We start from the raw sequence: 21,304 nt of genomic DNA, 5'->3' as shown, positions 1-21,304 counted from the left end.
ACGCCAGCAGGATCAGGATCGAGGTGACCAGAATGTTCCAGGTGAAGATCGGCATCCGGAACATCGTCATTCCCGGCGCCCGCAGACAGATCACCGTGGTGATCATGTTCACGCCACCCAAAATGGTACCCAGACCAGCAACCGCCAGACCCATGATCCACAGATCCGCACCCACACCCGGCGAATGCAACGCCGACGTGAGCGGGGTGTACGCAGTCCAGCCGAAGTCCGCCGCGCCACCGGGGGTGATGAACCCGGCCGTGGTGATCAACGCACCGAACAGATACAACCAATACGAGAACGCATTCAACCGCGGGAACGCCACATCCGGGGCGCCGATCTGCAACGGCAGAATGTAATTGGCGAACCCGAACACGATCGGCGTCGCATACAACAGCAACATGATCGTGCCGTGCATGGTGAACAACTGGTTGTACTGCTCGTTCGACAGGAACTGCATCCCCGGCACAGCCAACTCGGCGCGCATCAACAACGCCATCAACCCGCCGACCAAGAAGAACGCGATCGACGTCGCGATGTACATGATCCCCAACACCTTGGGATCAGTCGTCGTCACCGCCTTGTGAATGAAAGAACCCTTCGGTCCCATCCGCGGCGGAAACGGCCGTGCCGCTTCCACCGCGGGAGTCGGCCTAGGCGCTAGGGCAGTCACTGATCCTCCTGAAGATGCGTCCCGTCGGCGAGCATGCGAGGGCACGTCCGGGTGTCTTGCGCTACGTCGAATCGTAGACCTTGACTCGGCGCCTCGCCTCACCGGTCCTACCGAGTGTCGTACTCGAACGTCGCACCTGCCCGGAAGCGCGGCCGGATAGGGTGTGACGGCATCCGACTCCCGTTAGGAATTTCACGAGTTGTCCAGACAGTCGTTTCGGTCAGTCCCTGCTTCACTTCCGGCTCATCGCATCACCGCACTCGCGCTCGCGGTCGGTGTTGCACTGACCGTCACGGCATGCTCGGGCACCTCCGAGTCCGAGGACAACGCGTCGACCATCGTGCGTAGTACGACCAACATCGCGGGGGCAGGCGTCGTCGGAAACAATCGTCCGACGACCGGGCTGTGCCCCGCGACCGCGCCGCTCGACCCGACGGGCATCGAAGGTTCGGTGCGACCTGTCGGCCACAGCGAAGGAATCAGCGAGATCCCGGCGGACCCCATGCGCATCGTCGTGTTGGACGCGGCCGCACTGGACGCCACCTGCGCGCTGGGAGTGTGGGAACGCGTCGTCGGCGCGTCGACGCTGGATCCGGACTTCCGCGGTGACGGAGACCAGGAGTTGTATCTCGGTACCGGAATTGCCGAGATCCCCGGCGTCGGAACGGTCGACTCACCGGATCTGGATGCCATCGCCGGGCTGAACCCCGATCTGATCATCGGCGCCGACTCGCTGGGCACAGAGACCTACCGATCGTTGAGCGGGATCGCGCCGACGGTCTTCACCTCGTCGGATTCCGGGTGGAAGGGCACGTTTCTGCAGTCCGCAGCCGCGCTCGGACGTGGACAGACCGGTTTCGACGAGCTGGCGCGCTTCACCGCCGACGCCGAACAGGTCGGGCGCGATGTGAACGCCACCCAGACCCAAGCATCGGTCGTCCGATTCCTGCCCGACTCGATCGTCACCGACGGCCCGTCGTCGTTCGCGTCCGAGGTGCTCGCCGAGGTCGGCGTCGGCCGGCCGCCGTCACAGCAGGACGCCGAGAACACGGTGCCCGCCGACGATCTGTCCGCAGTCGAGGGCGACATCGTCTACGCCCGATTCGACGGAGACGACGGCGAGTCGTTCGGCACCGACGTGATGGACGGGGACGGCTGGAAGGACCTCGGCGCCGCGAAGGACGGTCGAGTGTTCGTCGTCGACGACACCGTCTGGTCGAGCAGCGGCATTGTCGCGGCTCGCGCGATGCTTGCGGATGTGACGAACTCGTTGAACGCGTACGTTTCCTGATATGCCGATCCCCGAGTTCGTCCTCGCCCTGCGCAGTCGGATCGGTACGTCGCCTCTGTGGCTGTCGGGGGTCAGCGCGGTGGTCCTCGACGCCGACGGACGAATCCTGCTGACGCGTCGCCGCGACAACGGGCTCTGGGCCATCGTGTCCGGCATCCTCGAACCCGGTGAAGAACCCGGGCCCGCCGCGCTGCGCGAGATCGCCGAGGAGACGGGCCTGGGCGCCGAACTCGTCCGACTCACGAGCGTCGACGTCACCGAGAAGATCACCTACCCGAACGGCGACGTCGCCCAATACCTGGACCTCACCTTCCTCGCCCGCCACACCGACGGCGAAGCCCGCGTCGCCGACGACGAGAACCTTGCGGTCGGCTGGTTCGACGTCGACGCATTGCCCGACGACCTGACCGACACCTCGCGGCTGCGAATCTCCAAGGCGCTCAGCGGGTCTGCGGAAGCCTGGTTTCGGCGCTAGCCCCCACCCCGCCCGGACCGAGGGCGTCCCCTGCTCACTCCGAGTGACCGAAGGCGCCCCTCGCTGGCATCCCGCGCCCAGCCCGCCCGGACCGAGGGCGTCCCTTGCTCACTCGAAGTGACCGAAGGCGCCCCTCGCTGGCATCCCGCCCCCACCCCGGCCGGACCGAGGGCGTCCCTTGCTCACTCCGAGTGACCGAACGTGACATTCGGTCGGTACGTGCGGCGGAAATGTGATATCACTTTAGTATCACTACGACGCAGGGAGACCGAAATGTCCACACCCACGACCGTCGCCGAGAAGCCGACGGGCACCCCCACGACGACGATTGCCGAACGCCCCGGTTGGGATCTGCCCGGTTGGTGGATGCTCGGGGCCGGCACCCTTCTCTTCCTCGGAAGCATCGCCGTGTTCGTTCCTGCAATCCTGTCCGAATCGATCCCGGGGGTCATCGGCAGCGTCGTGATCTTTCTGGTGGCGCTGACGGCATTGATGGGTCTCACCCTGGTGCAGCCGAATCAGGCTCGGGTGCTGCAACTTCTGGGCAGTTCGTACAGCGGAACGCTCCGCACGCCTGGGCTGCGATGGACGAACCCGTTGACCATCCGTAGAGCGATCTCCACCCGTATCCGCAATCACGAGACGGGTCAGTCGAAGGTCAACGATGCCGACGGCAACCCGATCGAGATATCGGCGATCGTCGTCTGGCAGGTGGCGGACACCGCATTGGCATCGTTCCAGGTCGACGACTACGAAGAATTCGTGGCCGTGCAGACCGAATCGGCGGTGCGGCACATCGCCGGCAGCTATCCGTACGACGCCGAAGGTCGAATGTCGTTGCGCGAGAACGCAGACGAGATCACGGCGGCGATGTCCGAGGAGGTGCACGCCCGGGTCAGGTCGGCAGGCGTCGAGGTCGTCGAGACGCGTATCAACCGTCTCGCCTATGCACCGGAGATCGCCCAGGCGATGTTGCGACGTCAGCAGGCCGGCGCCGTCATCGCAGCCCGTCAGCAGATCGTCGAGGGCGCCGTCGGAATGGTCGACATGGCGCTGTCGCGACTGGAGGAGAAGCACGTCGTCGAACTCGACGAGGAGCGAAAGGCCACGATGGTGTCGAACTTGCTCGTCGTCCTCTGCAGCGACCGGGATACTCAGCCCGTGGTGAACACCGGATCGCTCTACCAGTGACCCATGGCAGTCGAACGTAAGAAGCTGTTGCTGCGGCTGGACCCGGCGGTGCACGACGCACTGGCCCGCTGGGCCGCCGACGACCTCCGCAGCACCAACGCACAGATCGAGTTCCTGCTTCGTCGAGCGTTGACGGAGCAGGGACGAATGCCGAAGGACGCGGAGAAGATACGCAAACAGGGACGACCCCCGGGCTCGTGACGGCCCGGGGGTCGTCCCCGTCGCGACAACTACCGGAGGATCAGAAGTCCCAGTCTTCGTCTTCGGTGTTGACTGCCTTGCCGATGACGTACGACGAGCCGGATCCGGAGAAGAAGTCGTGGTTCTCGTCGGCATTCGGCGACAGCGCCGACAGGATCGCCGGGTTGACGTCGGTCTCGTCCTTCGGGAACAGACCCTCGTAGCCCAGGTTCATGAGCGCCTTGTTGGCGTTGTACCGCAGGAACTTCTTGACGTCCTCGGTGAGACCGATCTCGTCGTAGAGGTCCTGGGTGTACTCGACCTCGTTGTCGTACAGCTCGAACAGCAGCTCGAACGTGTACGCCTTCAGGTCCTCGCGCTCTGCCTCGGTGAGCTTTTCGAGTCCGCGCTGGTACTTGTATCCGATGTAGTACCCGTGCACTGCCTCGTCACGGATGATCAGACGGATCAGGTCTGCCGTGTTGGTCAGCTTTGCGCGCGACGACCAGTACATCGGCAGGTAGAAGCCCGAGTAGAACAGGAACGACTCGAGCAGCGTCGACGCGACCTTGCGCTTCAGTGGGTCGTCGCCCTTGTAGTAGTCGAGAACGATCTCTGCCTTGCGCTGCAGGTTCGAGTTCTCCTCGGACCAGCGGAACGCGTCGTCGATGTCGCGCGTGGAGCACAGCGTCGAGAAGATCGAGCTGTAGCTCTTGGCGTGCACCGACTCCATGAACGCGATGTTCGTGTAGACGGCCTCTTCGTGCGGGGTGACGGCGTCGGGAATGAGGCTGACGGCGCCGACCGTGCCCTGAATGGTGTCCAGCAACGTCAGGCCGGTGAACACCCGCATCGTCAACTGCTTCTCGGTAGCGGTCAGCGTCTGCCACGACGGGATGTCGTTCGAGACCGGGACCTTCTCGGGAAGCCAGAAGTTGCTGGTCAGCCGCTCCCAGACTTCCGCGTCCTTGTCGTCCGGGACGCGGTTCCAGTTGATCGCGGAGACGCGGTCGATGAGCTTGATCTTCGCCCCGTCCGCAGGCGAATGCGGTGCTGCTGTCATGAAATGTCCTTGCGTCGGTTCGACTCAGTCTAGATCAGTGAGCACTGCTCACTACAGCATGCAGCTGACGCAACCCTCCACCTCGGTGCCCTCGAGGGCCATCTGACGCAGACGGATGTAGTACAGCGTCTTGATCCCCTTGCGCCACGCGTAGATCTGCGCCTTGTTGATATCGCGGGTCGTCGCGGTGTCCTTGAAGAACAGCGTCAACGACAGTCCCTGATCGACGTGCTGCGTCGCCGCGGCGTACGTGTCGATGATCTTCTCGTAGCCGATCTCGTACGCATCCTGGTAGTAGTCCAGGTTGTCGTTGGTCAGGTACGGCGCCGGGTAGTAGACGCGACCGATCTTGCCTTCCTTGCGGATCTCGATCTTCGACGCCACGGGGTGAATCGACGACGTCGAGTTGTTGATGTACGAGATCGACCCCGTCGGCGGGACGGCTTGCAGGTTCTGGTTGTAGATGCCGTACTCCTGCACCGACTTCTTCAGCGCGGTCCAGTCGTCCTGCGTCGGGATGTGTACCTCGGCGTCGGCGAACAGCTTGGCGACGCGCGCCGTGCTCGGCTCCCACACCTGATCGGTGTACTTGTCGAAGAATTCACCCGACGCGTACTTGGACTGCGGGAAGCCCTTGAAGTACGACCCTCGATCCTTGGCGAGCTGATTCGACGCCTGGATCGCGTGGAACAGCACCGTGTAGAAGTAGATGTTCGTGAAATCGATGCCCTCGGTCGAGCCGTAGTAGATGCGCTCTCGAGCGAGGTATCCGTGCAGGTTCATCTGGCCGAGACCGATGGCGTGAGAGTCGTTGTTGCCCTGCTCGATCGACGGCACCGAGTAGATGTGCGTCTGATCGGAGACGGCCGTCAATCCGCGTATCGCGACGGCGATCGTCTTGCCGAAGTCGGGCGAATCCATCGTCTTCGCGATGTTCAGCGAGCCGAGGTTGCACGAAATGTCCTTGCCGACATGGCTGTACGACAAATCGTCGTTGAACAGCGACGGCGTCGAGACCTGCAGGATCTCCGAGCACAGGTTCGAGTGCGTGATCTTGCCCTCGATCGGGTTCGCCCGGTTCACGGTGTCCTCGAACATGATGTACGGGTAGCCGGATTCGAACTGCAGCTCGGCGAGCGTCTGGAAGAATTCGCGTGCCTTGATCTTGGTCTTGCGAATTCGCCTGTCGTCGACCATCTCGTAGTACTTCTCGGTGACGTTGATGTCGGCGAACGGGACGCCGTAGATGCGCTCGACGTCGTACGGCGAGAACAGGTACATCTCTTCGTTCTTCTTCGCCAGCTCGAACGTGATGTCCGGGATGACGATTCCGAGCGACAGCGTCTTGATACGGATCTTCTCGTCGGCGTTCTCACGCTTGGTGTCGAGGAACTTGTAGACGTCGGGGTGATGGGCGTGCAGGTACACCGCACCCGCTCCCTGACGCGCACCGAGCTGGTTGGCGTACGAGAACGAGTCCTCGAGCAGCTTCATGATCGGGATGACGCCGGAGCTCTGGTTCTCGATGCGCTTGATCGGCGCGCCGGCCTCGCGAATATTGCTCAGCAGCAACGCAACTCCGCCTCCGCGCTTGGACAGCTGCAGAGCCGAGTTGATCGAACGACCGATGGACTCCATGTTGTCCTCGATGCGCAGCAGGAAGCACGACACGGGTTCTCCGCGCTGCTTCTTTCCCGAGTTCAGGAACGTCGGCGTGGCCGGCTGGAACCGACCGGCGATGATCTCGTCGACGAGATCGGTTGCGAGAGCTTCGTCGCCGGCGGCAAGCGTCAGCGCGACCATGCACACACGATCCTCGAAACGCTCGAGGTAGCGCTTACCGTCGAACGTCTTCAGCGTGTACGACGTGTAGTACTTGAACGCACCCAGGAACGTCGGGAACCGGAACTTCTTCGAGTACGCGTGGTTGATGAGGAACTTCACGAACTCGCGCGAGTACTGGTCGAGCACCTCGGGCTCGTAGTAGTTCTCCTCGACGAGGTAGTCGAGCTTCTCGTCGAGGTCGTGGAAGAACACCGTGTTCTGGTTGACGTGCTGCAGGAAGTACTGGTTGGCCGCTTCGCGGTCCTTGTCGAACTGAATTTCGCCGTTGGGTCCGTACAAATTCAGCATCGCGTTCAGCGCGTGATAGTCCAGGTCGCTCGCCGACCGATCGGCCTTGACGGGTGCTGCCTCTGTGATGGTCGGTGCCACGGCGATCGCTCCAGTTCCTCGTGTGTTCCGGTGTGTGACTAGTGAATTTGTTCTGCGCGGCGGGACTCGCGTTCCCAGAAGTCCTCGAGCCCATCGCGTACTCGGTGAACATCCTCGGGCGTGCCCATCAGCTCGAATCGGTAGAGATACGGAACTGCGCACTTCTGTGAAATGACGTCGCCTGCAAAGCAGAACGAGTCACCGAAGTTGGTGTTGCCCGCTGCGATGACCGCTCTGATCAGAGATCGGTTGTGCTTCTGGTTGAGAAACTTGATGACCTGCTTGGGAACGTAATTGGTGTCACGTCCCAGGTACGTCATTCCCCCGCCATAGGTGGGCACGATCAGCACGTACGGCTGATCCACCACGAAGTTCTCAGGATGATGCAGGGGAATCCGACTGGCCGGAAGACCGAGCTTGACGACGAATCGGTGCGTGTTCTCGGACGCACTCGAGAAGTACACGATCGGATGCGTCGACCGGGGAGTGAGAGCGGAAGTCACACCTGCTCATCTCCATTTTCTGTTCAAGCAACGCTCGCGCTGAGCGCCTTGATGCGGTCGGGGCGGAAGCCCGACCAGTGCTCGTCACCGGCGACGACGACGGGAGCCTGCAGGTAGCCCAGCGCCATGACGTAGTCACGGGCCTCGGGGTCCTGCGAGATGTCGACGACGGTGTACTCGATGCCCTCTTTGTCGAGGGCGCGGTAGGTGGCATTGCACTGAACGCAGGCGGGCTTGGTGTAGACGGTGATGCTCATGAGGGGTCCCTTCTCCCTGGCCGAAATCGCGGTAAGTGTCCGAGATGTCGATATGCGCTGCGTGTTCTGTCGAGCGTTCGAGCCGACGCGTTCGTCTTCGAACTCGTCGACTTGCCCAGACCCGTGAACGTTCACAATTTCCGCGATCTCGGCAGGAGTTCCACCCGCTGCACAAGCCCATCGCCCGGTGGGATCAGCGGCTTGTCGCGTTGTGGCCTCTCGACGGTTCAAACACTACACCTAGTGGCCGACATATACCTACAACACGAGATGTTGCGAACAACATTGATGAAATTCCTGGTCATAGCCCTACGCATCTCGGAACGTCGTGGTCACGTCAGCGTGTCGCAGATCACAGGCTCGCGGTGACGTCGAACACAGAAGACGACGACTGCCGCCCGCCGTCGGCACGCAAGCCGACACGCCACACACAAAGGGTGAAAACTGCCTTCTCTCCGTCCGCACCGTCTCACTGGAGTGCCCCGAGCTCACCCGGCCCGAAACGTGCGAGACCCCCGAACTTCGCGAGTTCGGGGGTCCGGCAGAGGAAGCCCATTCAGCGCTGACGCGCTTCCACGTCTCAGCGCTGACGCGCTTTGAAGCGAGGCTCCTTCTTGTTGATGACGAACACCTTGCCGTGACGTCGCACGACCTGGGCGCCCGGCTTGTCTTTCAGCGATTTCAGCGAGTTGCGTACCTTCATGCGACAACCCTACCTGAAAACGATTGTCGTTATGCGCTGACCAGTTCGTTCGACGCCTTGACGAGCTCGGTGACGACCGTGGAGATCTGACCGGCCACCTCGGCGTTCTCCCGTGGGTGTCCCGTACCGAACTTGTCGATGGTGCCGCCGATGGTGAGTTCGACGTCCTCGAGCACCTTGCCGCCTGCGATGCCGACAGCCTTGCGGGCGTCGTCGTGCGCCCACTTCGCGCCGTTGCCACTGGGGGACGCGCTGATGACGGCAACAGGCTTGCCGACGACGGCACCCGCGCCGTACGGGCGCGACAGCCAGTCGATGGCGTTCTTCAGAACGGCAGGGATCGTGCCATTGTACTCGGGCGTCACCAACAGGAATGCAGTGGACTTCTCGGCGGCGGCGCGCAGCTCGAGAGCAGCGGCGGGAACTTTGCCGTCGACGTCGATGTCCTCGTTGTAGAACGGAACCTCGGCCAGGCCGGAGTAGACGACCACCTCGGCGCCCTCGGGGGCCAGCGATGCCGCGGTCTCGGCGATCTGCTTGTTGACGGAGTCGGCGCGGAGGCTTCCGACAAGTGCGAGTACCTGAGCGTTGCTCATGACGATCTTCCTTCGATGTATGGGTGAAAGCCGGTGTTCGATCAATTCCTACCACTCAACCGGACCGCGGTCCACTTTCATTCCCAACCGGGTAGACTGTCCGTTGTGACCGACTTCATGCTCCCCATCGCAGGCGAGGAGACCGAGCGCTGCGACGCGGCCCGCAACCGACGCCTTCTGCTGGATGCAGCTGCAGAGATGGTCGCGACCGTCGGCGCCGACGCGGTGACCATGGACGGCCTCGCCGCCAAGGCCGGTGTGGGCAAGGGCACAGTCTTCCGGCGGTTCGGAAGCCGATCGGGCCTGATGCAGGCACTCCTGGACCACACCGAGAAGGATCTGCAGGCCGCGTTTCTGTTCGGCCCTCCCCCACTCGGCCCCGGGGCCGATCCCATCGACCGCCTCGTGGCCTTCGGCCGCGCTCGCCTGGATTTCGTCCATGTTCAGGGCGAGGTGATGCGAGCGGCGGAGAATTCCCCGGGACTGCGCTATTCCGCGCCTGCCCACATGGTCAACTACACCCACGTGCTGAATCTGTTGCGCGCGGCGGGCGTCGACGGCGATCTCGAACTTCTCGCGTACGCATTGTTGACCCCGCTCGAGGCGACTCTCGTACTCCACCAGTTCCGCGACCTCGGAATGTCCATGGAACGCCTCGCCGACGGATGGGAAGCATTGGTGCGGAGGGCTACTCGCAACTGACGTGGTTCAGGAGAGTCGTGCGACGGCGTCGGCAGCCCGTCGTAGAGCAACTCCGTAGGAGGGTCCGTGACCGGCGGCATGCACGGCGAGTGGATGCAGCTGATGCAGTGGTACGCGCTGTTTCCAACCGTCCCGCAGCGGGTGCACCGACCGATATCCGTCGACGATGTCGTCCAGCAACGGCGCACCGAACAACGGGAGCATCGCGAGATCGGTCTCGCGGTGGCCGCCGTGCGCGGCCGGGTCGATCATGACGACACCCGATGCGGTCCACACGACGTTTCCCGTCCACAGGTCGCCGTGAATGCGCGCGGGCGGGTCGGCGTCGTCGAACACCCCGTCGGCCACCGGACCGCACGCGCGCTCGACGTCGGCCGCGTCCGAGGTGGAGATGTTGCCCGCGTCGACCGCGGTTCGGAGGAACGGAAGAACACGTTCGGCGATGTAGAACGCACCCCACGAGGGATGTTCGACGCTGGACATCGGCCGAGCGCCGATGAACATCTGACCCGTGAAACCCTCCGGCGGACAACCGAACTGACGCGCGCCTGCATCGTGTGCGCCGGCAAGCTCGGCTCCGAACCTGCGGGCGGCGTCGCCGGTGGGCGACGTCGGAATCAGCCGTTCCAGTTCGATGTGAGTTCGATCGACGTCCAGGACGTCCACCACGGTTGCTCCCCCGTCGCGAAGCCACTGCAAGCCAGCGGCTTCCGCAGCGAAGAAATCCGGGTGTGCACTGCGATCGGTCTTCGAATACGTATCGGCAGACATCGCGCACCAGCCTACCGACCGCCTTAGGATGGCCCGATGGCCCTTCTCCGTTCCGAGCTGCGTACGCGTATCCAACGCGAATTGGCAGTCCAGTCCACCATCGATCCCGCCACCGAGATCACCCGACGCGTCGACTTCCTCAAGGCGTACCTCCGGTCGACGCCCGCTAAGGGCTTCGTTCTCGGGATCAGCGGCGGCCAGGACAGCACCCTCACGGGCAAGCTGTGTCAGCGAGCCGCAGCAGAGCTGCGCAACGAGGGGGCAGAGGCCGAGTTCCTCGCCGTCCGACTGCCCTACGGGGTACAAGCCGACGAAGCCGACGCCGAGGTCTCGTTGAAGTTCATCGATCCCGACCGCACGGTCACGGTCAACATCAAGGACGCTGCCGACGCGTCGGCGGTGGCCGCGGCACGGGCGTTGGGCACCGAGGCGACACGAGACTTCGTGCGCGGCAACATCAAGGCCCGCGAGCGCATGGTGGCGCAGTACGCGCTGGCCGGGGAGCTCGGCTACGTCGTCGTCGGTACCGACCATGCAGCCGAAGCAATCACCGGATTCTTCACCAAGTTCGGCGACGGCGGCGTCGACATCACTCCGTTGACGGGGCTGTCCAAGCGTCAGGGCGCGGCATTGCTGCGCGAACTCGGAGCGCCCGAGAGTACGTGGAAGAAAGTACCGACTGCCGATCTGGAGGACGACCGCCCGGCCCTGCCCGACGAGGAAGCCCTCGGCGTCACGTACACCCAGATCGACGACTACCTCGAAGGCAAGGAGGTCGACGACGACGTCGCCGAGAAGCTCGAGCGAATGTTCTTGAACACCCGGCACAAACGAGCCGTACCGGTCACACCCTTCGACGACTGGTGGACCACCGAGAACTGAACCGTTCGGACCGAGCTCTCTAGCCCCCCGCGAACGGCGGCAGGACATCCACCCTGTCGCCGAACGTGGCGGTCTCCTCGCGCGTGAGGTCGTCACCGACGAGAAACGCCGAGACGCGCAGCACATCCGCCATGACGTCGCCGTGCCGGTGTGCCACAGCCGCTTTCAGCTCTGCGATCGTGCTGCCCGGCTGCAGATCGAACGTCTCTTTCGCGCATCCCGCCTTGTCGGCTGCTCCTGCGAAGTACCGAACCTCAACCACCGATCGCTCCCATGCTTCTGGCCGGCGGCACGAAATCGTCCGCATCTATTCCATGGCCCGCCCACTTGTTCCACATTGCACCGCGCCACAGATCTGCGATGTCCTCGTCCGACGCTCCCCCGCGCAGCGCCGCACGCAGGTCGGTTTCGGAATCGCTGAACAGGCATGACCGGACAGTTCCTTCCGCGGTGAGACGCGTGCGGTCGCACTCCGAGCAGAACGAGCGGGTGACCGACGCGATGATTCCGACGGTGTCGGAAGTGCCGTCGACAGCCCACTCCTCGGCAGGCGCCGACGGATCCTCACGGCCCACCTCGCGCAGATCGAATCGGGCGGACAGAACGTCGAGCAATCGAGCCGCGTCGAGCATGCGCGAACGTGCCCACTCGTGATCGGCGTCGAGCGGCATCTGCTCGATGAAACGGAGCCGGACTCCCTCGTTCAGACACCATTCGAGCAAATCGGCTGCACCATGCAGTGTTTCGGGCATGAGCACCGCGTTCACCTTGACCGGCGTCAGGCCTGCCCGCTTCGCGGCGCGGATTCCCGCGAGAACCGACGGAAGCCGATCGCGTCGAGTCAGCTCCGCGAAATGTGCTCGGTCGATCGAATCGAGCGACACGTTGACGCGGTGCAATCCGGCGGCGGCAAGGCGCTCGGCACGGTGTTCGAGGCCGACCGCATTGGTGGTCATCGCAAGCGGAACGCCGGGTGCACGGGCGGAGGTCTGCGCGAGTATGTCCGCGAGATCGGCGCGCATCAACGGCTCGCCGCCGGTGAACCGCACTTCCTCGACGCCGAGGCGGGCGACGGCGATACCGACCAGACGCGCGATCTCCTCGGCCGAGAGCAAGTCGGGCGCCGGGATCGGTGGCAGGCCTTCCTCCGGCATGCAATACGTGCAGCGCAGCGAGCATTTCTCCGTGATGGACACGCGAAGATCGCGAGCCACACGCCCGAAACGGTCCAACAAACCAGGGACGTTCGGTCGATCGTCGGTAGTCGGAACCGCGGTGTTCTTCACCGAAGGGATGCCGAGCCCGACGACGCTGCTGACGGTCATGCACACCTTCTTTCCACGCAGACGTGGTCGTCGAAACTTCTTCCAGTATGCCGTTCCCTTCGGAGCCTCGACGATCGCTCCCCCTAACGGGGTCGTTCCTGCAGGCTCCACTCCCGGCAGAATGGGGTCGTTCCTGCAGGCTCTACTCCCGGCACCATAGGGTCGTTCCTGCAGGCTCCACTCCCGGCCTAGGATCGGTCACATGACGAAATGTGTTGCTCGGACTGCCAGGACGTGTCCGGCGTGAGCGCGGCCTCGGTCGAGGACCACGCAGCCCACGTCCGCGAACTGTTGCAACCGATGACGAATCGGACCGCCGAATCGGTCACCGTCGCCGACGCGGTCGGCCGCGTCGCGCACACCGACGTCGCGTCGCCGGTGGATCTGCCACTGTTCGAGAACTCTCAGATGGACGGGTACGCCGTACGTGCTGCCGACATCGCCTCGGTGCCCGCGGTTCTGCGCGTCGTCGGCACCGTCGCGGCGGGCGGTGCGCACGATCGCACTCTTCAGCCCGGTACCGCGCTGAAGATCATGACGGGCGCTCCCGTTCCCGACGGCGCCGACGCGATCGTGCCCGTCGAGAACACGACGAGTGACGGCGACGACGTCACCATCAACGTGTCACGTGAGGCCGGCGAGTACATCCGTCAGCAGGGCAGCGACGTCCGCCGAGGAATGGTGCTGGTACGCGCGGGACAACTGCTCGCGCCCCGGCACGTCGCCGTCCTCGCCGCCGTCGGACTGTCGCACGTCGACGTGGTCTCGCGGCCGCGCGTCGCGGTGATCACCACCGGAGCCGAACTCGTCGACGCAGGCAGCGACCTGCAGCCCGGACAGATCTACGACTCCAACGGAATCACGCTCGCAGCGCACCTTCGCGCGAACGGTGCCGACGTCGTCGCGGTCCTGCGCAGTTCCGACGACCCCGAGGTGTTCCGAGGTGTTCTGGCGAGCGCCGTCACCGCAGCCGATCTCGTCATCACGTCCGGCGGCGTCTCGAAGGGCGATTTCGAGGTCGTCAAGGACGCACTCGAGCCCATGGGCGGCACGTTCGGATCCGTACGCATGCAACCCGGCGGACCACAGGGCACAGCCGTCGTCGACGGTGTACCGGTGCTGAACTTCCCGGGAAATCCGGTCAGCACCGTCGTCTCGTTCGTGGTGTTCGCGCGCGACATCGTCCGCGAGGCGGCCGGACTGTCGCCGCTCCCGAAACACACCGTGCCACTGAAGAATTCGATCGACTCGATCCGGGGAAAGAGACAGTTCCTCCGCGGCAGCGTGCAGGACGGTCATGTCTCGCTCGTCGCAGGACCGGGCTCACACCTCGTCGCCGCGATGGCATGGGCGGACGTGCTCGTCGACGTCCCCGCCGACGTCACTGCCCTCGATGCGGGCACCGAGGTATCGGTGGTGGCATTGTGAGCGGCTTCTCTCACCTCGACTCCGAGGGCCGGGCACGCATGGTCGACGTCTCGTCGAAGTCCGACACCACCCGAATCGCCGTCGCCGCAGGAGAATTGGCGACGACGGCAGAAGTCGTCGCTCTCGTACGCGCCGACGGTATGCCCAAGGCCGACGTGCTCGCCACCGCGCGCATCGCCGGGATCTCGGGCGCGAAGAAGACCTCCGAGCTCATTCCGCTGTGCCATCAGCTGGCGTTGTCGTCCGTCGATGTCCGGTTCGGGTTCACCGACACCACCATCACCGTCGAGGCCACCGCCAAGACGAAGGGGGCGACCGGCGTGGAGATGGAGGCTCTGACCGCTGTCGCCGTCGCCGGGCTCACGCTGCACGACATGGTGAAAGCCGTCGACCCCGCCGCGACGATGAACGGCGTCCGACTACTGACGAAGGAAGGCGGCAAACGCGGCCGTTGGTCGCGCGACGACGCGGCAGTCGCGACGTCGGAACCGGCAGGGCCGCGGTCGGCCGTCGTTCTGGTCGCATCGACCGGCGGCGCGCGCGGAACCCGCGAGGACACGACCGGCCCGGCGATCGCACGATGGCTGTCCGAGCGCGACTTCACCGTGCGCGGACCGTTGGTCTATGCCGACGCCGACATCGCAGCCGGCCTCGACGACGCCTTGTCGACGCGGCCCTCGCTGATCGTCAGCACCGGGGGTACCGGAGTGTCGCCCACGGACGCGACACCCGAGGCCACCGCGGCCGTTCTCGACCGCGAGCTTCCCGGCGTTGCCGACGCCATTCGGTCGAAGGGCACCCACGTCACCCCGCACGCGAATCTCAGCCGAGGGCTCGCAGGCCTGGCCGGGTCGACCGTCGTCGTCAACCTCCCGGGATCCCCGGGTGGCGTGAAAGACGGTCTCGCAGTACTGGATCCGATCGTCGACCACCTGCTGGCTCAGGTAGCGGGCGGCGGTCTCCACGACGACACAGAAGGACAGTGAAGTTCATGCTCGCCAGGATCTCGTCCGAACCGCTCGACGCCGCGGCCGTCGAAGCCGCCGTGTCCGGCCCGGAACACGGAGCCGTCGTCGTCTTCTCCGGGGTGGTGCGTGACCACGATGGCGGACAATCGGTCTCGGCACTCGAGTACCAGGCGCATCCCGACGCGGAGAAATTCCTCGAACGATGCTGCGCGGCAGTCGCATCGGAGTCCGGGCTACCCGTGGCCGCGGTACATCGAGTCGGCGATCTCGTCGTCGGCGACATCGCGCTCGTGGCCGCGGTTGCGTCCGCGCATCGCGCCGAGGCCTTCGCCACCTGTGCGACGCTCGTCGAGCGCATCAAATCCGAGGTGCCGATCTGGAAGCGTCAGCAGTTCGCCGCGGGCACGTCCGAATGGGTCGGACTGTAGGTCAGTTCTGCGACGTGTATCGATGCACCGGCAGCATCGCCGACGCATCGGTCGCGTCGCCGGGCCTGCGGACGCAATCGAGGAAACGCACCTCGGCGTACTCGGCGTCGATGTCGGTGCCGATCAGCACGATCCGCGTTGCCTCGACCTCACCCGGATCCCATCGCGCCGAATTCAGTCGGATATGTCGTCCGACCGTGTTCAGCACGTACTTGCCGCGGTACCCGTCGACATCGAAGTGCACGAAACCCTTGCTCCGATAGACGTCACCCGACGGATTCTCCAGTAACTCGACGAACCGACGAGGATCCATCGGCTCGTCGCTGAACAACGTCGTGGTCGAATAGCCGGCGTGGAGATGCGACGAGTGGTCGTCCTCCTCGTACAGAAGCTCGTCGAACGACAGCTGACGAGCCGCGGTGCGGTCGACGGTCCGTTCGGGAACGTCGAACAACAGTTGCGCGTCGACGCGTCCGTGTGCGGTCTCGAGGATCGGCACCTCCCCGACGATGTCGCGCACCACGTCTCGCACGACCGCACGCTCTGCGCTGTCCAGGCGGTCGATCTTGTTGAGCACCACCAGATCTGCGAGTCGGAGATGGTGGTCGATCTCGGGGTGCGACCGACGAGTGCCGGCGAACTCGACTCCGTCGACGACACCGACCAGGCCACCGTAGACGATGCGACGGTTCTCGCTGGCCAGGACGAGGCGGATCAGGTTTCTCGGCTCCGCGAGACCACTGGCCTCGACGACGATGACGTCGATGTTCGACGCGCTGCTCGCCAAGGCGTCGAACATCGTGTCCATCTCCGCCGCGTCGACGGCGCAGCACAGACACCCGTTGCCGAGGGACACCATCGAGTCGACCTGACCCGCGACCATCATGGAATCGATGTTGATCGACCCGAAGTCGTTGACCACCACGCCGATTCGGATCCCGCGGTTGTTGCGCAGCAGGTGATTGAGCAGCGTCGTCTTCCCTGAACCGAGAAAGCCCGAAACGAGAACGACGGGGATCTGACGGTCTTCTCGCGCGCGTGCCACGCACGAAGACGCTACTCGGGTGCCAGTATCTGCTGGAGCAGACCCTGAGCGAAGGTGGAGACGGCACCGACGTTGTCCTCGGTCACGAGGTCGGTCAGCCCGTCGACGCCGGCGGAATCGATGTAGGGCGCGATCCCGGCGAGCACTCGCGACAGCGCGCTCTCGCCGACGGTGGCACCCGCGGACGGAGACGCGGTCGTCGACGGAGACACCGACGCTGCCGGGCTTTTCGCGACGACGTCGGGTGTCTCGGACTCCAGCGACGACTCGGCGGATCCGGCGTCGGGACCGAGCAGATAATCGATGACGCCCGTCGACAGTGCGATCGCGTGCTTCAGCTGCCCCTCCGAGCTTTCGAGCACCGACGCGTCGTCCGGGTCGGAGCCGTTGCCCATCTCGACGAACACCAGCGGAACGCTCGTCAGGGCGGGTCCCGCGACGTCGGAGCGCTCCTGGATGCCGTCGACCGCTCCGGCGTAGTTCGCGGGCGAGAAACCGGCCCTGGTGTACGCGTCGCGCATCGCGTTCGACGCCGCGCGACCACCCGCGGACTGCGCGGCGTTCGCCGCCGCGTCGGGAATCGGCAGCGTCGGAACGATGAGGTGGAATCCGCGCTTGCCCGGATCGGATCCGGTGGACGTGGAGTCGGCGTGGATGCTGACGGCGACGTCGGCTCCGGACGCGCTGGCCGCTCTCGCTCGGTCGTCGACGCATCCGCCCCATCCGGAATCGTCGTCACGCGACAGAACGACGGTCGCTCCGAGGCTTTCGAGGCTCGACTGCACCAGCTTCGCCACGTTCCAGTTGATGGTGTGCTCGGCGACGCCGTTCACCGTCGTCATACCGGTCGTCTGGCAATCCTTCGTACCGCCGCGGCCGTCGTCGACCTGCTTGCCGAGATTCTCGCTGTGGCTCGTTCCCTGGCGCCCGGGGTCGAGGAACACAGTCTTGCCTGCCAATTCGGTGCCGGTGGCGGGTTCGGCAGCGGCAACGCCCGGTGCCAGAAGCGCAGCGGCGACCACGCCCGCGGACCACACGCCGAGCAGCGCAGTTCTCTTCATCGCGATGTGGACCCATCGACCGTCGCCGATGAGCCGCTCCCCTTCCGGATTCGAACCTCGACAGCCACTGCGGCGAACATGGGCAACAGCAGGCACTTGCGCACCAAGTGAAACAGACGTGCGGAAGCCACACCAGCCCGCCGAGTTTCGATGACCGATCGTGAGCATGCCGTGACCGAACTGTTGTCGAGGTTCCTCCGATCTCGACACGGGCGGAGTGACCCGAGCGGTAGAACGACTACATGACGTTCGTGATCCTCCAGCAGTGCTGCAACGACGCGTCGTGCACCGATGTCTGTCCCGTCGACTGCATTCATCCAACTCCCGACGAACCGGAATTCATGACGTCGGACATGCTGCACATCGAACCCGACGTCTGCATCGACTGCGGCGCGTGTGTCGACGAATGCCCGGTCGACGCGATTCGGGCCGATCACGAACTCGACGCCACCCAGGGTCGGTATCTCGATCTGAATGCCGACTGGTTCGAGTTGCACCCGTCGGGAGCCCGTGTCTACGACGAACCACGGAACTGGGCGGGAGTGGATTTCTCCGGCCGACGCGTCGCCGTCGTCGGTACCGGGCCTGCCGCGTTCTATGCGGCGACGGAATTGGCCGGCATTCGCGGCATCGAAGTCGAGATGTACGACCGACTTCTGACGCCGTACGGCCTCGTACGTTCGGGCGTCGCTCCCGATCATCCGGGCACGAAGGCCGTGACGGACCTCTTCCGCAGCGTTGCGGGCCGGAAATCCGTGCGGCTACACCTCGGCGTGGAGATCGGTTCCGATCTCACCCATGACGACCTGATCGCCCACCACGACGCCGTTCTGTACGCGACCGGAGCCGCCGACGACCGCACCCTCGGGATTGCGGGCGAAGAACTGTCGGGCAGCCATTCGGCCCGCGAGTTCGTCGCCTGGTACAACGGCCATCCCGAGTACGCAGATCGCACCTACGATCTGAGTTCGCCCCGTGCCGTGGTGGTCGGCAACGGCAATGTCGCCCTCGACGTCGCCCGAATCCTGTTGGCACCCATCACGGAACTGGAGAAGACCGACATCGCCGATCACGCACTGGAGGCGTTGCGTTCGAGTGCCGTTCGCGAGGTCGTCGTCGTCGGACGACGAGGTCCCTCGCATGCCGCGTACACCGGGCCCGAGTTGCTCGAGATCATGGCATCGCCGTGGATCGACCTCCACACGCCCGAGAACGACGTCACCACGGACGAGGCGACGAGGACTGCGATCGACGCCGGTTCCGCAGAAGCGACGACGGTGATGAAAGTGGCTCTAGCACGGGAGATAGCTGCTCGCCCGACATCGGACCCGGTCGACGAGGCGAAGAAACGGCTGATTCTTCGGTTCGGGTTGTCTCCCGCCGAGATCCTCGGGGACGAATCCGTCTCCGCCATCCGGTTCGTGCGTGCGACGTCGACCGTGCACGACGACGGAACGGTCACGACCGAACCGACCGGCGAGGAGGAAACGATCGACACCGGTCTCGTGCTTCGCTCGGTGGGATATCGAGGCCGCGCTGTCGAATCGGTACCTTTCGACCACACCCGAGGAATCATTCCGAATCGAGACGGACGTGTGATCGACGACGACGGATCGACGGTCCCGGGCGTCTACGTCACCGGGTGGATCAAAAGAGGACCGTCGGGTGTCATCGGGACCAACAGAAAGTGCGCCGCGCATACCGTCGCCGCCATTCTCGAAGACATTGCCGCGGAATCCATTCCGCGCGCCCCGCACGGACGCGTCGAACTCGATGCGATACTCGCCGAGAAATGCCCTGACGCGCTGGATTTCTCGGACTGGTCGCGAATCGACGAAGCGGAAAGAAACGCGGGCGCAGAGCACGGCCGCCCACGCATCAAGTACGTCGGAGTCGACGACTTACGTTCTGCCGTCGTGCGCGACCGTACCGATCGTTACTGATTCGCAATTGTTCCGTTCCGCGATCTTGCTATTTCGGATCGCGCGTCGGAAAGAAAAGCGTTCTGATGGAGACCGTGCATGGATTATTCGGGATCGCAGTCGTATAGTCGTTTCGTTCGCACCGACGCACCCCGAAAACATCATTGGAGAACTTCGGAAATGGCCAAGAAAGTCTATGTTCAACTCGTCGACGATATCGATGACAAGCCCATCGAGTCGGGCGGCGAACACATTGCATTCTCCGTCAACGGCGTCGACTACGAAATCGACCTGAGCGACAAGAACGCGAAAGAATTTCACCGCAAACTGAACTACTACATCGATCACTCGGCGCGGGTCGGTGGAAAACGAACCAAGAAGTCCGTCGGGACGGCGACTGCGGGCGGTAAACGCGACGCCAATCAGACCAAGGCAATTCGAGAATGGGCGAAAGCGAACGGCTACGCGATCTCGGCGCGAGGCCGAATTCCAGCCGACGTCGAGCACGCTTTCGACGCAGCGCACTGACGTAGCCACCCGACTCGGGTCGGACTCGGAGGCGTCGACGACAGGGGTGCGGGATCGCCGACGTCTCTGCAGTGCGAGACGAGCGTGAAAAACCAGAAAAGGGAGTCACCTCGCGGTGACTCCCTTTTCGGTGAAGCTTGTGTTCGAGTGGAGCTAAGGGGACTCGAACCCCTGACCCCCACACTGCCAGTGTGGTGCGCTACCAGCTGCGCCATAGCCCCGTACTTCGCTCCCGCACCGCAGTGCGTTTGCTTGAACGAAGTTACACCATGCCGACTTGGAGCTACAAATCAGCTGGTCGGAGCCGCGGTCGCCGTCAGCCGATCGACTCGACCCAGCCGGAGTCCCGGAGCGCGTCGACGAGCGAACCGTCGACGAGTACGCCCGGGGTCCCCGCAGCCCCGGTTGCCGCCAGAGCTTCACGGGCACCGTCGGCGTCGGCTGCCGCCTGCTCGGCCATCGCGCCCGACGTGATGCACTCGGCCGTGACATCCGATGCGCCGCTGCGACGCGCGAGATCGGCGAGTTCGGAATCGGACCGGTCCGAGTCCGCGTTCTCCTCGGGCTGGAAATCCGCCGCGAAAAGCCCGGAATGGAACGCCGAATAGACAACCGCGTTCTCCGAAGCAGCAACGCACTGCGACGCGGCCGCTGCGCGGCTCGAATAGTTGCCACTCGCCGACACCGCGTCGAGGCCCGGCAGAACGACCATGTGATAGCGGACGGCGACGGCGCCGTCGTCGATCTTCTGCGCGAGTTCCTGACCGTGCTTGATCTCGAGCTGGCCGCAGAACGGACACATCGGGTCCTCGAAGAGATCGACCGTCGTGGTCGCGCCCGGCCGTGCGAGCTGAACGACCCCGCCGTCCTGCACCGTCAGCGCGACGTCGGCGTTCTTGACGGAACCGTATCCGTCGTTGCGTGGTTCGTCTCCGCCGCGCTGCCACAGGATCGCGACGACGACAACGATCACCACGACGACGAGCGCGACGCCCGCCAGAATGTAGGTGGACGTGCTGGAGGTGGGTTGCGGCGTGTGCTTGACGCTGGACGGTCTGTTCTGACTCACAGTCCGAATAGTACGGATCTACATGCGTC

The 21,304-nt window shown here is 64.3% G+C and carries 24 protein-coding genes and 1 tRNA gene; 11 read left to right on the top strand and 14 right to left on the bottom strand.

Features of this window, described 5'->3' with window-relative positions; all coding sequences use genetic code 11:
- The coding region (locus tag HQ354_RS13040; protein WP_222634746.1) for a cbb3-type cytochrome c oxidase subunit I at nucleotides 1–673 on the bottom strand (673 nt) is incomplete at its 3' end.
- A gap of 199 nt (nucleotides 674–872) precedes the next feature.
- Between HQ354_RS13040 and HQ354_RS13035 the strand changes: the two genes are divergently transcribed.
- The 4 genes from HQ354_RS13035 (at nucleotide 873) to HQ354_RS13020 (ending at nucleotide 3,831) form a co-directional block, all read left to right on the top strand.
- On the top strand, nucleotides 873–1,964 hold the full coding sequence (locus tag HQ354_RS13035) for an ABC transporter substrate-binding protein (protein ID WP_068421288.1): 1,092 nt from the start codon (nucleotides 873–875) through the stop codon (nucleotides 1,962–1,964).
- 1 nt (nucleotide 1,965) lies between these two features.
- Nucleotides 1,966–2,439: an NUDIX domain-containing protein gene (locus HQ354_RS13030; protein ID WP_068421289.1), complete on the top strand. Its 474-nt coding sequence runs from the start codon at nucleotides 1,966–1,968 to the stop codon at nucleotides 2,437–2,439.
- 273 nt (nucleotides 2,440–2,712) lie between these two features.
- Nucleotides 2,713–3,630: an SPFH domain-containing protein gene (locus HQ354_RS13025; protein ID WP_068421292.1), complete on the top strand. Its 918-nt coding sequence runs from the start codon at nucleotides 2,713–2,715 to the stop codon at nucleotides 3,628–3,630.
- Nucleotides 3,631–3,633: 3 nt separating this feature from the next.
- The gene (locus HQ354_RS13020) at nucleotides 3,634–3,831 is read left to right on the top strand and encodes a hypothetical protein (RefSeq protein ID WP_068421296.1); all 198 of its coding nucleotides are present in this window, start codon (nucleotides 3,634–3,636) and stop codon (nucleotides 3,829–3,831) included.
- Between the two features lie 40 nt (nucleotides 3,832–3,871).
- Here the strand turns inward: HQ354_RS13020 and nrdF are convergent, their stop codons facing one another.
- From nrdF to HQ354_RS12990, 6 genes are all read right to left on the bottom strand, one after another.
- Nucleotides 3,872–4,873 (bottom strand): class 1b ribonucleoside-diphosphate reductase subunit beta, encoded by a 1,002-nt coding sequence (gene nrdF, locus HQ354_RS13015; protein WP_068421299.1) that lies wholly within the window; start codon nucleotides 4,871–4,873, stop codon nucleotides 3,872–3,874.
- 51 nt (nucleotides 4,874–4,924) lie between these two features.
- Nucleotides 4,925–7,087, bottom strand: coding sequence for a class 1b ribonucleoside-diphosphate reductase subunit alpha (nrdE, locus tag HQ354_RS13010; protein ID WP_068421301.1), 2,163 nt, complete (start codon nucleotides 7,085–7,087; stop codon nucleotides 4,925–4,927).
- Between the two features lie 38 nt (nucleotides 7,088–7,125).
- Nucleotides 7,126–7,590 (bottom strand): class Ib ribonucleoside-diphosphate reductase assembly flavoprotein NrdI, encoded by a 465-nt coding sequence (nrdI, locus tag HQ354_RS13005; RefSeq protein WP_243636881.1) that lies wholly within the window; start codon nucleotides 7,588–7,590, stop codon nucleotides 7,126–7,128.
- A gap of 23 nt (nucleotides 7,591–7,613) precedes the next feature.
- Nucleotides 7,614–7,847 carry a redoxin NrdH gene (locus HQ354_RS13000; protein WP_068421582.1) on the bottom strand — a complete coding sequence of 78 codons (234 nt, stop codon included), beginning with the start codon at nucleotides 7,845–7,847 and terminating at the stop codon, nucleotides 7,614–7,616.
- Between the two features lie 580 nt (nucleotides 7,848–8,427).
- On the bottom strand, nucleotides 8,428–8,550 hold the full coding sequence (gene ykgO, locus HQ354_RS12995) for a type B 50S ribosomal protein L36 (RefSeq protein WP_068421304.1): 123 nt from the start codon (nucleotides 8,548–8,550) through the stop codon (nucleotides 8,428–8,430).
- A gap of 29 nt (nucleotides 8,551–8,579) precedes the next feature.
- Nucleotides 8,580–9,146 carry an NAD(P)H-dependent oxidoreductase gene (locus HQ354_RS12990; RefSeq protein WP_068421306.1) on the bottom strand — a complete coding sequence of 189 codons (567 nt, stop codon included), beginning with the start codon at nucleotides 9,144–9,146 and terminating at the stop codon, nucleotides 8,580–8,582.
- Between the two features lie 105 nt (nucleotides 9,147–9,251).
- Between HQ354_RS12990 and HQ354_RS12985 the strand changes: the two genes are divergently transcribed.
- Nucleotides 9,252–9,848, top strand: a complete 597-nt coding sequence (locus HQ354_RS12985) for a TetR/AcrR family transcriptional regulator (protein WP_068421585.1) — start codon at nucleotides 9,252–9,254, stop codon at nucleotides 9,846–9,848.
- A gap of 6 nt (nucleotides 9,849–9,854) precedes the next feature.
- Here HQ354_RS12985 and HQ354_RS12980 read toward each other — a convergent pair whose 3' ends face one another.
- Nucleotides 9,855–10,619 carry a fructosamine kinase family protein gene (locus HQ354_RS12980; RefSeq protein WP_068421310.1) on the bottom strand — a complete coding sequence of 255 codons (765 nt, stop codon included), beginning with the start codon at nucleotides 10,617–10,619 and terminating at the stop codon, nucleotides 9,855–9,857.
- Nucleotides 10,620–10,655: 36 nt separating this feature from the next.
- Between HQ354_RS12980 and nadE the strand changes: the two genes are divergently transcribed.
- Nucleotides 10,656–11,501 (top strand): ammonia-dependent NAD(+) synthetase, encoded by an 846-nt coding sequence (gene nadE / locus HQ354_RS12975; RefSeq protein ID WP_068421313.1) that lies wholly within the window; start codon nucleotides 10,656–10,658, stop codon nucleotides 11,499–11,501.
- Between the two features lie 19 nt (nucleotides 11,502–11,520).
- Here nadE and HQ354_RS12970 read toward each other — a convergent pair whose 3' ends face one another.
- Both HQ354_RS12970 and moaA read right to left on the bottom strand, forming a co-directional pair.
- Entirely contained in the window at nucleotides 11,521–11,763 is a 243-nt protein-coding gene (locus HQ354_RS12970) for a MoaD/ThiS family protein (protein ID WP_068421316.1), read from the bottom strand.
- A complete protein-coding gene (gene moaA / locus HQ354_RS12965; RefSeq protein WP_068421319.1) occupies nucleotides 11,756–12,826 on the bottom strand; it encodes a GTP 3',8-cyclase MoaA in 1,071 nt (356 codons plus the stop codon). The genes HQ354_RS12970 and moaA overlap by 8 nt, the downstream gene beginning before the upstream one ends.
- A 243-nt stretch (nucleotides 12,827–13,069) precedes the next feature.
- On the opposite strand from moaA, the gene glp reads away from it, so the two are divergent.
- From glp to HQ354_RS12950, 3 genes are read left to right on the top strand one after another with little or no spacing between them, the layout of a single operon-like run.
- Nucleotides 13,070–14,254: a gephyrin-like molybdotransferase Glp gene (glp, locus tag HQ354_RS12960; protein ID WP_254303385.1), complete on the top strand. Its 1,185-nt coding sequence runs from the start codon at nucleotides 13,070–13,072 to the stop codon at nucleotides 14,252–14,254.
- The gene (gene moaCB / locus HQ354_RS12955; RefSeq protein ID WP_222634747.1) at nucleotides 14,251–15,240 is read left to right on the top strand and encodes a bifunctional molybdenum cofactor biosynthesis protein MoaC/MoaB; all 990 of its coding nucleotides are present in this window, start codon (nucleotides 14,251–14,253) and stop codon (nucleotides 15,238–15,240) included. The genes glp and moaCB overlap by 4 nt, the downstream gene beginning before the upstream one ends.
- A gap of 5 nt (nucleotides 15,241–15,245) precedes the next feature.
- Nucleotides 15,246–15,650, top strand: a complete 405-nt coding sequence (locus HQ354_RS12950) for a molybdenum cofactor biosynthesis protein MoaE (protein WP_068421587.1) — start codon at nucleotides 15,246–15,248, stop codon at nucleotides 15,648–15,650.
- Between the two features lies 1 nt (nucleotide 15,651).
- Here the strand turns inward: HQ354_RS12950 and HQ354_RS12945 are convergent, their stop codons facing one another.
- Together HQ354_RS12945 and HQ354_RS12940 are read right to left on the bottom strand one after the other, a co-directional pair.
- Nucleotides 15,652–16,695, bottom strand: a complete 1,044-nt coding sequence (locus HQ354_RS12945) for a GTP-binding protein (RefSeq protein WP_068421327.1) — start codon at nucleotides 16,693–16,695, stop codon at nucleotides 15,652–15,654.
- Between the two features lie 11 nt (nucleotides 16,696–16,706).
- On the bottom strand, nucleotides 16,707–17,756 hold the full coding sequence (locus tag HQ354_RS12940; RefSeq protein WP_222634748.1) for an N-acetylmuramoyl-L-alanine amidase: 1,050 nt from the start codon (nucleotides 17,754–17,756) through the stop codon (nucleotides 16,707–16,709).
- Between the two features lie 242 nt (nucleotides 17,757–17,998).
- Here HQ354_RS12940 and HQ354_RS12935 point away from each other — a divergent pair, with 242 nt between their 5' ends.
- Entirely contained in the window at nucleotides 17,999–19,699 is a 1,701-nt protein-coding gene (locus tag HQ354_RS12935) for an FAD-dependent oxidoreductase (protein WP_222634749.1), read from the top strand.
- A 159-nt stretch (nucleotides 19,700–19,858) separates the two neighbouring features.
- Complete coding sequence (locus HQ354_RS12930) at nucleotides 19,859–20,206, top strand: Lsr2 family protein (protein ID WP_222634750.1); 348 nt, start codon at nucleotides 19,859–19,861, stop codon at nucleotides 20,204–20,206.
- Between the two features lie 148 nt (nucleotides 20,207–20,354).
- Here the strand turns inward: HQ354_RS12930 and HQ354_RS12925 are convergent.
- Both HQ354_RS12925 and HQ354_RS12920 read right to left on the bottom strand, forming a co-directional pair.
- A tRNA-Ala gene (locus HQ354_RS12925) sits at nucleotides 20,355–20,427 on the bottom strand.
- Between the two features lie 95 nt (nucleotides 20,428–20,522).
- Nucleotides 20,523–21,275, bottom strand: coding sequence for a thioredoxin domain-containing protein (locus tag HQ354_RS12920; protein WP_222634751.1), 753 nt, complete (start codon nucleotides 21,273–21,275; stop codon nucleotides 20,523–20,525).
- Nucleotides 21,276–21,304: the final 29 nt, after the last annotated feature.

The organism is Rhodococcus sp. BP-261 (assembly GCF_019835205.1).
Classification (GTDB): Bacteria; Actinomycetota; Actinomycetes; order Mycobacteriales; family Mycobacteriaceae; genus Rhodococcoides; species Rhodococcoides kyotonensis_B.
The sequence above is the reverse complement of the archived record's forward strand: the minus strand, read 5'-3'. Positions and strand labels throughout refer to the sequence as shown.

Bases quoted from the DNA above. Each gene is read 5' to 3' on its own strand.
- HQ354_RS13030 (WP_068421289.1), top strand. From the start codon at position 1,966: ATGCCGATCCCCGAGTTCGTCCTCGCCCTGCGCAGTCGGATCGGTACG.
- HQ354_RS13025 (WP_068421292.1), top strand. From the start codon at position 2,713: ATGTCCACACCCACGACCGTCGCCGAGAAGCCGACGGGCACCCCCACG.
- HQ354_RS13020 (WP_068421296.1), top strand. From the start codon at position 3,634: ATGGCAGTCGAACGTAAGAAGCTGTTGCTGCGGCTGGACCCGGCGGTG.
- nrdF (WP_068421299.1), bottom strand. From the start codon at position 4,873: ATGACAGCAGCACCGCATTCGCCTGCGGACGGGGCGAAGATCAAGCTC.
- HQ354_RS13000 (WP_068421582.1), bottom strand. From the start codon at position 7,847: ATGAGCATCACCGTCTACACCAAGCCCGCCTGCGTTCAGTGCAATGCC.
- ykgO (WP_068421304.1), bottom strand. From the start codon at position 8,550: ATGAAGGTACGCAACTCGCTGAAATCGCTGAAAGACAAGCCGGGCGCC.
- HQ354_RS12990 (WP_068421306.1), bottom strand. From the start codon at position 9,146: ATGAGCAACGCTCAGGTACTCGCACTTGTCGGAAGCCTCCGCGCCGAC.
- HQ354_RS12980 (WP_068421310.1), bottom strand. From the start codon at position 10,619: ATGTCTGCCGATACGTATTCGAAGACCGATCGCAGTGCACACCCGGAT.
- nadE (WP_068421313.1), top strand. From the start codon at position 10,656: ATGGCCCTTCTCCGTTCCGAGCTGCGTACGCGTATCCAACGCGAATTG.
- moaA (WP_068421319.1), bottom strand. From the start codon at position 12,826: ATGACCGTCAGCAGCGTCGTCGGGCTCGGCATCCCTTCGGTGAAGAAC.
- HQ354_RS12950 (WP_068421587.1), top strand. From the start codon at position 15,246: ATGCTCGCCAGGATCTCGTCCGAACCGCTCGACGCCGCGGCCGTCGAA.
- HQ354_RS12940 (WP_222634748.1), bottom strand. From the start codon at position 17,756: ATGAAGAGAACTGCGCTGCTCGGCGTGTGGTCCGCGGGCGTGGTCGCC.
- HQ354_RS12935 (WP_222634749.1), top strand. From the start codon at position 17,999: ATGACGTTCGTGATCCTCCAGCAGTGCTGCAACGACGCGTCGTGCACC.
- HQ354_RS12930 (WP_222634750.1), top strand. From the start codon at position 19,859: ATGGCCAAGAAAGTCTATGTTCAACTCGTCGACGATATCGATGACAAG.